We start from the raw sequence: 12357 nt of genomic DNA on the forward strand, positions 1-12357 counted from the left end.
GTAATTGCCTCGCAATCCGACAGTCACCCCCGCTTATTATCATCCAGTATTGTTGATTTTTGAAAGTCGGTTTAATACAATCTGAACAGCCATGGCATCATCTAAATAGCCAATTGGGAAAACGTAATCAGGAATAATGTCTGCAGATAAAATGAAATATAACAGTGCACTTCCGAGCACGACACGTTTGGCGGTTGTAGTAGTATCATTGCAATATTCAGTATGCATGTGTTTCAGCTGTTCAATAAATGGACCAGCACCACTTACTTGCTCAACTTTTGTTTTAAAATCCTGATAAATGATCTGATGACCTTCCTTAGTTTGCGCGTATTGCTCATACTTATCTAATTCCTGTTCAACACGGGCTGTAGTAAACTGTTGATCGAATAAATTACCAAGGACTTCTTGAATGGTATCGACTGAATAATGAATATCTAAATGAATTTCTTCTCGGTGTCTTCCAACTTCAAAACCGGCTGCTTCAATCAACTTCTCTATCGGAATGTTAAAATGGCAAGCAAATTGTTTTAAGTGATTAAGCTTTGCTTGCTGCTTCCCATTTACAATTCGTGAGATTGTTGCTGTATCGATTCCTGTGAGCGTGCTAAGTTTACGCATTGACAGAGAATGTTTCTCTAACAATGACTTTATCAGTAAACCAAGGGTTAGGTCACTTTTTTCCTCAGACATGCCAGTTCAATCCCTTCATTTGTTTAAATAGATGACTTGTTGAAGTTCTATCAACAGTATATGTAAGGGATAAGCACTTTTCCTCAACATCTCAATATAATGTTAATAAATATTGTTGAGGAGTGATGAATAGCATGGATCTAGGAATCCTAATGGCTATGATTGCGATCGGTATTGCAGCGAATCTCGATAATGCTGGGGTTGGCATTGCATATGGAGTAAAGAAAATTAGGGTTCCATTTATGGCCAATACCGTCATTGCAATGATGGGGTTTCTGCTTGCACTTGTAGGGGGACTTTTGGGAGATTGGATTTCTCTCTGGCTACCACCCTTTATCTGCAATCTCATTGGCATGGTTGTACTGGTTACCATCGGGGTTTGGGTATTAATTCAACCATTGCTTGATAAAAAATCAAAACAACAACCAACTAATCGTAACCTTCTATCCCGAATTTTACGAAATCCTGAGGAGGCCGATATGGATGGTTCAAAGTCAGTAGGTTTCATTGAATCCATCATACTTGGGATCACTTTATCCATAAATAATTTAGCTGGGGGATTTGATGCCGGGATCACGCATCTAAATATTTGGGCAACTTCATTTATTTCTGGAGCGTTAAGCTTCTTTTGTGTTGGTTTATGTGCTTATTTGGGGGCAAGGTTTGCTGCTGATAAGTTAGGAAAACAGGCGAATGCTGTTTCTGGAGTTCTTCTTATTCTTGTGGGTTTGCATCAAGTATTAAGCTAATTCCTCTCCACTTAGATAACAGCACATAACGTAATAACATCCATTAGGGGGACATATGTGAAGACATCCATGCGTTCGTCGTTATCCTTGGTGCAGCAGCTTTGATTATCACTACCGCCTTTGCTTTTAACGGTACGGAACTTGCCGGAGTGTTTGATAATGCTGGTTCGGTCGCGGCGGGTTTAGCTAAAAAAGTTGGTTCGCTTTCGGGTGCCTTCTTTGCAATCATACTCTTGAATGCTTCACTAATCGGTGCGGACGCTGTAACACTCTCAACCTCGTATGCCTTTGGTGATGTGTTTGGGATAAAACATTCGTTACACCGAAAATGGAAGGATGCTCGTGGATTTTACACCAGCTATACCCTCCTCGTTTTGATTGCTGGAGGAATTGTACTCATTCCAAATGTACCACTGGGTCTTATTACAATGGCGGTCCAAGCTCTTGCTGGCGTGCTGCTTCCTAGTGCTACCGTTTTTCTTCTTCTTTTGTGCAATGACAAGGTTGTTCTTGGCCCTTGGGTTAACAAAATGTGGCTAAATATGGTGAGCAGTATTATTGTCGGTGTATTGGTTATGCTATCGTTTATTCTTTCTGCAACAACCCTATTCCCTTCAGTGAACGTGAAGCTTTTGACTTTAATTCTGACTATTATCTTGATAATTGGTCTTCTTGGTGCCGGATTATCGTCTTATCTTCACCGTGGAAAAAAATCAGAAGTAACTGTAACGACACTTGATCGCTCGTCATGGCGGATGCCACCACTTCGTGATCTTCCTAAGCCAGAATGGACCAGAACACGTAAAATGGGCATGGTTTTATTACGTAGTTATCTCGTCAATGCTGTACTCCTCTTAATTGTAAAAGCTGTACAGATTGCAATTGGATAGTAAGCTTTGAATCTCCCACGACTAAAGTCACGAGCGGAGCGAGTTTTTGCACATGATCGCAAATCCGATAGTTATGGTAGGGTAGCAACTCAAGTTGAAAGTCCATGAAAATGCACTAGGAGAGAGTTGGAGTTCTTAAGAAAGACACGGGCAATAGCAAATCTCTGCTTTTGCTTCAGAAAGCTTGATACGCCCCTTCTTTTTAATACCGAAGGGGCTTTGTTGTTTAAAACATGGATAATACAACCAAAACTAAGGATAACGCTACGAGAAGGACTATGGTTACCCATCCAATGATATTGTTCCAAGATTTATTTGTATATTTACCCATCACTTCTTTATTGTTGACCAACAGCATCATACAGATCAGCACAATGGGCAACAAAATGCCGTTAATCCTTTGTGACCACAAAGTGATTGCTATGAGTGGCGCATTCGGTATTAAAATAATTCCTGCCGAAATAATTAAAATTGCGGTATAGAGCCAGTAAAACTGGGGGGCCTCCCGCCACTTTTTATCAATGCCTGCTTCAAAACCGAAAGCTTCACACACATAAAATGCAGTAGCTACAGGTAATATCGTCGCCGCGAAAATAGAGGCAATGAAAAGACCAAAGGCAAATACTTGTGATGCCAGGGCTCCTGCAAACGGTTTTAATGCTATAGCAGCATCTTTCGCATCTGTTATTTCTGTACCGTGTCCATTTACAAAAAGAGTCGATCCACATGCAACGATAATAAAAAAGGCGACGACGATCGTGGCTACGCACCCGACAATTACATCGAGTATTGTGTATTTATAATGCTCAATCTTGAGTCCCTTTTCAATTACCGCCGATTGCATATAAAACTGCATCCAGGGAGCAATCGTTGTCCCGATCATACCGATTACCGTTGAAACATAGTCAAAACTCAGCTTAATTTCAGGATGAATCATAGCTGCTCCTATTTCGGACCAGTGGGGTTTCCCCATTAAAGCCGATACGATATAGGAGAGTAAAGCCACACTGAAAATTAAAAAGATTTTTTCAGCAAATCGATATGTCCCTTTCACCACAAGTAACCAAACAGCCGCGGCTGCAAGGGGTACAGCAATATATTTGCTAACACCAAATACCTGCATACTACCTGCAACCCCTGCAAATTCGGTCATGGTATTGCTAATATCAGCTACCAGTAAACCAAGAAAAATGAAGAAAGTTACTTTCACTCCTGCATTTTCCCTAATAAGGTCAGCAAGTCCCTTTCCCGTCACAATACCCATACGAGCATTCATCTCTTGCACAATAAGAAGCACGATAAAGGCGGGAATTAATGTCCATAGCATGTTATATCCATAAGTAGCTCCAGCCACCGAGTACGTGGTAATTCCACCTGCATCATTATCCACGCTTCCTGTAATAATTCCAGGACCTAAGAGAGCTAAAAATATGAGCGTTCTTTTCCAAAGATTTTGTTTTTTTGCAACGTTAGCGGTCATAGTTAGCCTCCTTACTAAGCCCTTTTTCTTCTTGATTTGAGCAAGTTATAAACCACGTCATTAATGGGAACCATCCCCAAAAGGACCAAGTTGTCATCGACAACGGGTACAGCAAGCAAATTATACTTGGAAATAATCTCATTAAGAGTATCGATCCGCTCATTGTCAGAAACATAAACGACGTTGCGGTCCATAATCTCATGTAATGGAATCCCCGGTTCCGCAATGATTAAGTCTCGAAGAGAAAGATGGGCGATGAGTTTTTCCCCATCATTGACAATGTAAATATAATAAATGGATTCTGATTCCGGTTTTAACCTTCTTAATTCTTGAATGGCCTCATTTACTGTGATGTTTTCATTAAACGAAATGAATTCTGTGGTCATCAGACTACCGACTGATTTATCAGGGTAATCCATTAATTCTCGAACTTCCTCCGATATTTCGCTTTCCATTTGATTTAAGATCTCATTGGCGTGATCTTCATCCATTTCATCGAGTATATCTGCAACTTCGTCGGTCGGTAATTTTTCAAGCATGTTGGCTGCTTTTTCAGTAGTAAGACTTTCAATGACATTGACCTGGGCTTCTGTTTCCAATTCCTCAAGCACGTCGGCCGCTTTCTCGACGTCTAATGATGAGAAGACAGCGAGTTGTGTGGATCTGTCCAAATCCTCAATAATGTCGGCAAGATCCGAGGCATGAAGCGTAGATAGCTTAGTGTACGACTTGGAGAGCTTAATTCCTCGATGGGAAAAATCAATGGTTTCTACTTCATCCCAAAGCAATAAGCGGCTTGGTATGTTAATTCCCAGTGGTTTCATTACATTTTTCAAGGGTTTAGCAACACCAAGTCTTCGCAGCAAACCTTCAAAACCAACATCTACCGCAACCGTATAAACTCCGTTGGAAAGAATGGCTAATCGAAGATCATTAACCCTAACCACCTTCCTTCCAAACATGTCGACGATTTGTTTATCGAGTACATGCTTAACAAGGAACAAGGTATTTTCTGCCGAGATGTCCATCTCCTTTAGTTCCCTGCACTCAATGTAGTACTGTTTGTTAACCTTTGAAATGGTAAAAGATGAGAAATCAACGACCCGAATCTTATTTGCAACCCTCACTTTTACCGCAATGACTTGCGGACGAACAGACGTCAAGTCAACGATTAAATCCAACAACTTTCCAACTACATGTTGTGGATCTGACCAAATTTTGTTCCCAAGAATCCGACTCAAATAAAAGGTCTGTACGACAGCCATAGTATTATCCTCCCCATTATGAATATTTTTTCCCGGAAAGATGTATATATCAGAGCCAAACGCGCATTATCATTCAACTCTCATGTATACATCCTTCCGGATTCCACAGTCTACATCGCACTATACTTGTAGGTTCAGGATCCATAGCTCACCTCCATAATTAGAGTATGTCCATTGCAAGGAACGTGCATGGTTATTCTTACCTGACATGGTTTTTTTTAAGCAACATAAAAACCCCCTAAAGGAATAGGGGGCTGGAACTTCCAAGTACACAAGTACATTGAAGAACATCAATCCCCCTAGTTTAGCTTTAGCACTATACAACGTAGAGCAAGAGCTCAGCCATATTAGGTAAAGCCTTAATCCGGCAATCCCTGGTAACCCATTGGCGTCTTTCGACGTTTCCGGGCAATGGCTTATGTTTGTATAGGAGCCTCGCCTAACGAGGATTTAATCTCACTTGAACCATCGTAATCTTACGATTGATTGTTCTAACTGTCAATTATTTTTTTATAAAATAATCACTGGAAGGCACTTTCCCTTTTAAGGAAAAATCTATATCCCTGCTCACCTTCTACTTCTTCAGAAAATGTACATATCAATTCCCAACCTTCTTTTCCAAGATTGCTAAGTTCTTGCTCAATGTCGCTCTTCTTTGCGATCCAGTAATAAAAATAACGCCATTCTTTCATGAGCCTGACTCCTTTCATATATCCACTGGATTTTGTTGATAACTTAACCAACTAAGATGATAAGTGTTTTGTGATCGGCTGCCGGGAAACTCCTTTGTTGTGCTTATTGTCTTTTAGTGTCGGCTAAACTGGTATTGGTAATTGTGATACCCGAATAATAGGAATAGTCTATTCCCAAAATTTTTTGGCCAACTCTTCATTCTGCCTGCGTTCTTTACACCTTTTGAAAATATAAAATACGACAATAGTTACACATAATATGCCCACACCTATAAGAAATTTGGTCATAGGGTCATCACCTTTTGATAAAAGTTAGTTCCAAAAAGAAAAACGGCCGCCACCACACTAACGTTGCATATTTGGTCAGCTATTTTTAAAGCCCTAATGCGAGTTGAACTGCTTTCACAATCATCAAAATTACAGCCACAAGCAAGTAGCCACGAAGTACGATCATGCCGAACTTGCGTGTTTTTGACCAAACAGGCTTTGGAAGAGAGCTTAATGATGGCATCCGCCACATCCTACGGTCAATGATAACCTTCTCATTCGTTACATTCAGTTTTTCCTTACCGCTAAATAATAACCCAGCAGTAACCAGACCAACCAGTAAGACACAAGATAATACTTCCGTCATGAGCGTCACATTCACATTAGGGAAGAGCGTGGTCACAGCAAGAATCAAGGAAAGCATAACCAGTACGCCGACGATGATACTGCTTACTATGTTCAACCACATTTTATTTACCCAAGGGCCAAGTACATCCTTGTCATTGCATAATAGTAGCAGAAACACCGTTGCACTCGGGAGCAGAATACCTGCAAGCGCCTGTACGGCAGTGGTAATCAATCCAAGTGGTGCATTGGGGATGAGTACAATTCCACCAGCAATCAATATAAAAATGGCATAGCTAAGGTAGAATCCCTTTGCATCGCTCCACTTCCGATGTAAAGAATGCTTAACCCCGAACACATCACCAAAAGCGTAGGACGTTGAAAGTGTAACAGCCGCTGCACCAATAAGTGAGGCGTTAAGTAGCACGATTGCGAAAAAGGAACCCGCCATTGGACTGATTTTTTCAGCCAACCCTTTCGCCACCGCACCAGCATCAACGAACTTCCCTACAAGTTCTGTACCTTGAAATCCAAAAGAAGTGGCAATGATTAAGGCTGCCGCCCCTAAGATGACGACGAAAGAACCAATAATCGTGTCAGCACGTTCGTAGGCCATCCAACGAGGCGTAAGACGCTTGTCGATCACGTTAGACTGTTGGAAGAACAATTGCCAGGGTGCAACGGTTGTTCCAATTATACTAATAATAAGCAGCATGACATTTGAGTTAAGACCACCTTGCATATGAGGTATAAAGAAGTCATGAATAACCGAATGAGCAGTTGGATGAGTCATAAAAGCGAGTGGAATCGCTAAAAAGTTAGCCGCTATGAATAGATACATAAACGATTCCCACGTCCGAAAATTACCTGCTACGGTACATGCAATCAGTAACAATACAGCAATCGGAACGGAAATATAAGGACTGATCCCGAAATATTGCATAGCCAAATCAATTCCAATGAATTAAAGTGACAAGGGTTAGACAATTGACAATAAATAGGTCGCCAACAGAAAAAGCCCCCCAAAAACGTCCAAACCGTTCAAAGATCAGTTTCGCATGTCCTACACCGGTTACGAGTCCGAGACGAACGACCATCTCTTGATTGACAATTAAAACAGGAACGAGTAATAAAAGTACCCATAATAAACTTGTTCCATAGTTCTGACCAGCTTGTGCGTAAGTGGCAACACCGCCTGCATCGTTATCTCCTACCATGACGATGAGACCAGGACCCATAATGGCTAATAATGTACGGAGTTTTGCCCACCAAGTTTTGCGAGGGGCCGTATCGTGTTGACGAACAGTTCCAAATGCACCACGGATGTCGCCTTCATGAGCTTTGTCAAGAACGGCGGATGAAAGGTTATGGGAAAGAGCTTGTTTAGACATAGCATATTACCTCCTAGAAATGTAAGTTGTAAATCCAACATAGACGATTTTATAAGATATAACTGACTACTCGGGCCTTCTTCCATAGCCTATCCCCCCTCTCAAAAATTGAAATTTCTCCTGCTATTTATGGAATAAAAGGCTGATGAGATAACAGATCTGGATGCTATAAGCAACAATTTTCATCACGTCTGCCCACATGGTAACACGTTTTGCAGGCGATTGTGTTTGGTTTGAAGCATGAACAGTATGAACTTCAGGTGATGGTGTGCAACCGGGAAATTGAATGATTTTAGCTTTTTCCATGAGAATCTCCTCCTATGATCATTGTTTTCGAATATTTGAAGTAAACTACATGGGTACCCGTCCAAACCACCACCACCTTTCAAAATAAAAACCCCCTGCTTGAATGACACAGGAGGTTCGGGTCTATGTACATGTTAAAACACACACAAATAAGACCGCTGATCCCCCCTGGTTGAGCTTTGGCACTAAGCAACGTAGGATATTCATCCAGCCATGTTAAGTAAAGCCTTAATCCGGCAATACCTGTTCTACCCATTGGCGTCTTTCGACGTTTCCGGGCAATGGCCTTTGTTTGCATAGAAGCCTCGCCTAACGAAGACAGCTTGTATTTAGCTTTGATTTAAAGTATGCCCGACTCAAAGTTTAGTGCACCAATTTGTTATTTGAATAACAAAAATGAAGAACGTAGATATAAAGCAAAGAAGCCCCTGATTGTCTCAGGGGCTAGGATCTTCATACGTAAAATGCACGCAAAAAAATATCCATCTCCCCCATGTTGAGTTTTGGCACTATACAACGTAGAGATATCATTCTCTCAGCCACCTTATGAAAAGCCTTAATCCGGCAGTTCCTGTTCTACCCATTGGCATCTTTCGATGTTTCCGGGCAGTGGCCTGTGTTTGTATAGGAGCCTCACCTAACGAGAAAATTTAATTACAGTGAAAGCATACTTCTGCGATATTGATTTGTCAATATCTTTTTCAGAAATGTGAAATCCATTAAGAATTTTTCAGAGTTCGTCTTAAAAGCTATTTGGATAGAACATTACCAGTTAGTTGGTCTTTCATCATCACTAATATCCGATTCATTTTAACAATAGAAAAAGCCCTATTTCTAGGACTTTATTCGCTTGCTCCCTTAGCTTTTTCAGTTTCAATTCCTTCTACTTGACGGCTCAATACTCTTCTCATTCTTTTTCTTTACATTGTGTTGGTGTTGGTCTATCTGTCGGGCTTATGCTGCTGGTGTTGCTGGCATATCTGTCGGTGCTGGTGTTGCTGCTGGTTCACCTGTTGGTGCTGGTGTCGCTGGCATATCTGTCGGTGCTGGTGTTGCTGCTGCTGCTGGCATATCTGTCGGTGCTGGTGTTGCTGCTGGTTCACCTGTTGGTGCTGGTGTTGCTGATGCTGCCGGCATATCTGTCGGTGCTGGTGTTGCTGATGCTGCTGGCATATCTGTCGGTGCTGGTGTTGCTGATGCTGCCGGCATATCTGTCGGTGCTGGTATTGCTGATGCTGCCGGCATATCTGTCGGTGCTGGTGTTGCTGATGCTGCCGGCATATCTGTCGGTGCTGGTGTTGCTGATGCTGCCGGCATATCTGTCGGTGCTGGTGTTGCTGATGCTGCCGGCATATCTGTCGGTGCTGGTGTTGCTGATGCTGCCGGCATATCTGTCGGTGCTGGTGTTGCTGATGCTGCCGGCATATCTGTCGGTGCTGGTGTTGCTGATGCTGCCGGCATATCTGTCGATGCTGGTATTGCTGATGCTGCCGGCATATCTGTCGGTGCTGGTGTTGCTGATGCTGCCGGCATATCTGTCGGTGCTGGTGTTGCTGATGCTGCCGGCATATCTGTCGGTGCTGGTGTTGCTGATGCTGCTGGCATATCTGTCGGTGCTGGTGTTGCTGATGTTGCTGGTGTATCTGTCGGTGCTGGTGTTGCTGATGCTGCTGGTGTATCTGTCGGTGATGCTGATGCTGATGCTGCTGGTGTATCTGTCGGTGATGCTGATGCTGGCATATCTGTCGGTGCTGGTGTTGATGATGCTGCTGGCATATCTGTCGGTGCTGGTGTTGCTGATGCTGCTGGCATATCTGTCGGTGCTGGTGTTGCTGATGCTGCTGGCATATCTGTCGGTGCTGGTGTTGCTGGTGCTGGCATATTTGTCGGTGCTGGTGTTGCTGGCATATCTGTCGGTGCTGGTGTTGCTGATGCTGCTGGTGTATCTATCGGTGCTGGTGTTACTGATGCTGCTGGTGTTGGTGTTGCTGATGCTTCGTCTGTAGCATAAGCGGGTGAGGTTGCAAGTAGTATTAACGCTCCAGTTACAAGTAATATTGTCTTCTTCAAAGTAACCCTCCTATAAAATTTTTATGTTTCTATCATTACTTATATCGGAAATGTGTTAAGAAAATATGATATTAATAATTTACTGACTTTTTTTGTTCTTATTTGTCGATTAATATTGTTGGACTATCATCCACGTTGACTATGTTTAAAAAAGCGAAAAATTCTAATAAGGAAAATTGCGTAGGATATCACAAAAAAAAGAAGGACACTATGCCCTCCTACATCTGTTGGAAAGATTGAAATCTTGCCAAAGTATTTAATGAAATAGAAGTAATTATCAAACTTTACTTTAATTCATATTCCTTTTTAATCGCATCAAGCTGTGTGGCATCATCAAATTCTTTAATGATTACACTGGCATGCAAATGAATCATTTGTCCGTCCTTTTCATCAAAAGAAATCGTCCCATAATCCTGTTCAGTTTGCCAACTTGCTAATAATGAAACTGCTGGTCAGTATGATATTCGGTTTCCTTTTTTTCTTTTCCTTCCTTTCCCACTAACCCTAAATATTTTTCGATCCATTCAACACCAGTGTACCGGAACCTAATTAAGTATTCGCTTATAAAAATAGGGAAATATTGACATGATATAGTAGAGGTGATGCCCATGAATTTTGAAATTTACATTAAACTAACCTATGCCCTGTTTTTAGGATTGCTTATCGGTATAGACCGGCAACTCAAACACAAACAACTGGATATTAATACGACCATTGTAATTTGTGTTGCTAGTTGTTTAATTACGATCATATCTATTGAATCGGTAACGAAGTTTGCTTTCCTTGGGCTTAACAACCGGGATCCCATGCGTTTAGCAGCACAAATTGTAAGCGGAGTGGGTTTCTTAGGCGCCGGAATTATTTTGAGAAGAAACAATGATGTGATTTCTGGGCTTACTTCTGCAGCCATGATCTGGGCCGCTTCCGGTCTCGGTATCGCAGTTGGCGCAGGCTTTTATTTAGAAGCGTTGTACGTAGCGGGTCTTCTTTTACTAGCCGTTAATGTATTTCCTCATGCGATTAAACGGTTGGGTCCGGTTAAATTAAGACAGCGGGATGTATCCGTAAAAATTGTCATGGAAGCCAATTACAAACTAACCGATCTGATTAAAACCATTGAGGGTAAGGAGCAAACAGGAATAGAACACAATCAAAAGGTAATGGATATTAGACATTTGAAAATTAAAGATTTGGATTCAAGCTTCCAACAAGTCGAATTAATTCTAGCCGCACCTGAGAAACAATTTACAAGCGAGATCTATTATTTTATTAAACGCATTGATCATGTTGTATCAGTGGAGGTAGAGCATCTATAAAAATAAATAGATCCCATATCGTTACACCAGAACCTCAAAAAAAACAAGATGGTTAATTTTAGCAATTGTGACTTAAAAAAAAGAAAAAACAGCCTGAATTGGCAACTTTCCTTTAAATTCACATGGTTTTAATCTATTAATCCACGTTTTTAGGTAGGTCAAAGGCCGCCAACGTATGCATTCGGTACATTTGTGAAAAAAACAATGAACCTACCGCAATGAAAAATCCGACACTGCTAATGGACAATGCTCCGATCAAACCTATACTTCCCCCTAAGAAGCCCCCCAATAAAGAGCCTATTGGATTTATGCCCCAAGTTAAGAAACGAATCGTCGCGTTTACCTTACCTTGCAGCTCCGCAGGTGTAATATACTGACGAAGAGCTGTAGCATTAATGTTATAGCATGTCGTTCCGAAGCCAAACAGCAGTTGATCATGGTTAGCTAGAAACATCTCCAATAAATGAAAAAAAAGACGAAAAGGCATGAACCTTCCCAAACACTGGCGAGCGGGTTGGCTGCGTGAAGGTGATCATTCAGCGGATTAAGGCGGACATCCGCGATATTAACACAGCTCTTTCTGCCGAAAATATTCGTGTGGATCGCGAAAGAGTTAACGAAACAAGCGTGGCTTACCGTGTTATCTTTCGCGGCCAAATTAGTTCCGTTGAAATCACGAAGGATGACTCAAGGACGGAAATTGGGGAGAGGTTATCAGGATATATACGGAACGTGGTATCGGAACTGACGCAAAAAGGCTCCGTTATCCTTGATTGTTGATTTCTGACCAAAAGAAAAACCGCCCTAATTAGGCGATTTAATGCTGAAATATAACTATCGTACCCGTTAGTCATGGTAGTTGAATGAACTAACCTTTGACTGAACGTGTTAATAAT

Annotated in this window: 13 protein-coding genes and 3 riboswitches; of the genes, 5 read left to right on the forward strand and 8 right to left on the reverse strand. The window is 41.7% G+C overall.

Annotated elements, in window-relative coordinates; genetic code table 11:
- Positions 1-39: 39 nt before the first annotated feature.
- A complete protein-coding gene (locus BLV33_RS14215) occupies positions 40-690 on the reverse strand; it encodes a DUF1232 domain-containing protein (RefSeq protein WP_090792661.1) in 651 nt (216 codons plus the stop codon).
- A gap of 134 nt (positions 691-824) precedes the next feature.
- Between BLV33_RS14215 and ytaF the strand changes: the two genes are divergently transcribed.
- Both ytaF and BLV33_RS14225 read left to right on the forward strand, forming a co-directional pair.
- Positions 825-1439 (forward strand): sporulation membrane protein YtaF, encoded by a 615-nt coding sequence (gene ytaF, locus BLV33_RS14220; RefSeq protein ID WP_090792663.1) that lies wholly within the window; start codon positions 825-827, stop codon positions 1437-1439.
- Positions 1440-1522: 83 nt separating this feature from the next.
- Positions 1523-2329, forward strand: a complete 807-nt coding sequence (locus BLV33_RS14225) for a divalent metal cation transporter (protein WP_290439076.1) — start codon at positions 1523-1525, stop codon at positions 2327-2329.
- 226 nt (positions 2330-2555) lie between these two features.
- Here the strand turns inward: BLV33_RS14225 and BLV33_RS14230 are convergent, their stop codons facing one another.
- The 6 genes from BLV33_RS14230 to BLV33_RS14245 form a co-directional block, all read right to left on the reverse strand.
- A complete protein-coding gene (locus BLV33_RS14230) occupies positions 2556-3809 on the reverse strand; it encodes an Nramp family divalent metal transporter (RefSeq protein ID WP_090792671.1) in 1254 nt (417 codons plus the stop codon).
- A 14-nt stretch (positions 3810-3823) separates the two neighbouring features.
- Positions 3824-5074 (reverse strand): magnesium transporter, encoded by a 1251-nt coding sequence (locus BLV33_RS14235; protein WP_090792674.1) that lies wholly within the window; start codon positions 5072-5074, stop codon positions 3824-3826.
- 289 nt (positions 5075-5363) lie between these two features.
- Positions 5364-5528, reverse strand: a riboswitch (M-box (ykoK) riboswitch).
- Positions 5529-5595: 67 nt separating this feature from the next.
- Positions 5596-5766: a hypothetical protein gene (locus BLV33_RS29360; RefSeq protein WP_171909155.1), complete on the reverse strand. Its 171-nt coding sequence runs from the start codon at positions 5764-5766 to the stop codon at positions 5596-5598.
- 373 nt (positions 5767-6139) lie between these two features.
- Positions 6140-7321, reverse strand: coding sequence for an NRAMP family divalent metal transporter (locus BLV33_RS14240; protein WP_216234757.1), 1182 nt, complete (start codon positions 7319-7321; stop codon positions 6140-6142).
- Between the two features lie 7 nt (positions 7322-7328).
- Positions 7329-7769, reverse strand: a complete 441-nt coding sequence (locus BLV33_RS29675; RefSeq protein WP_216234759.1) for a divalent metal cation transporter — start codon at positions 7767-7769, stop codon at positions 7329-7331.
- 123 nt (positions 7770-7892) lie between these two features.
- Positions 7893-8075 (reverse strand): hypothetical protein, encoded by a 183-nt coding sequence (locus BLV33_RS14245; RefSeq protein WP_090792678.1) that lies wholly within the window; start codon positions 8073-8075, stop codon positions 7893-7895.
- Positions 8076-8232: 157 nt separating this feature from the next.
- A riboswitch (M-box (ykoK) riboswitch) is annotated at positions 8233-8399 on the reverse strand.
- Between the two features lie 157 nt (positions 8400-8556).
- Positions 8557-8727, reverse strand: a riboswitch (M-box (ykoK) riboswitch).
- Positions 8728-9031: 304 nt separating this feature from the next.
- Here BLV33_RS14245 and BLV33_RS14250 point away from each other — a divergent pair.
- A complete protein-coding gene (locus tag BLV33_RS14250; protein ID WP_090792681.1) occupies positions 9032-10081 on the forward strand; it encodes a hypothetical protein in 1050 nt (349 codons plus the stop codon).
- Positions 10082-10753: 672 nt separating this feature from the next.
- Positions 10754-11461, forward strand: coding sequence for an MgtC/SapB family protein (locus BLV33_RS14255; RefSeq protein ID WP_090792684.1), 708 nt, complete (start codon positions 10754-10756; stop codon positions 11459-11461).
- A 136-nt stretch (positions 11462-11597) separates the two neighbouring features.
- Here the strand turns inward: BLV33_RS14255 and BLV33_RS14260 are convergent, their stop codons facing one another.
- Complete coding sequence (locus BLV33_RS14260) at positions 11598-11948, reverse strand: hypothetical protein (protein ID WP_090792687.1); 351 nt, start codon at positions 11946-11948, stop codon at positions 11598-11600.
- 35 nt (positions 11949-11983) lie between these two features.
- On the opposite strand from BLV33_RS14260, the gene BLV33_RS14265 reads away from it, so the two are divergent.
- The gene (locus BLV33_RS14265) at positions 11984-12241 is read left to right on the forward strand and encodes a YhjD family protein (protein ID WP_090792690.1); all 258 of its coding nucleotides are present in this window, start codon (positions 11984-11986) and stop codon (positions 12239-12241) included.
- Positions 12242-12357 lie beyond the last annotated feature (116 nt).

It is taken from the genome of Paenibacillus sp. GP183 (genome assembly GCF_900104695.1).
In the GTDB taxonomy this organism is placed as follows: Bacteria; Bacillota; Bacilli; order Paenibacillales; family NBRC-103111; genus Paenibacillus_AI.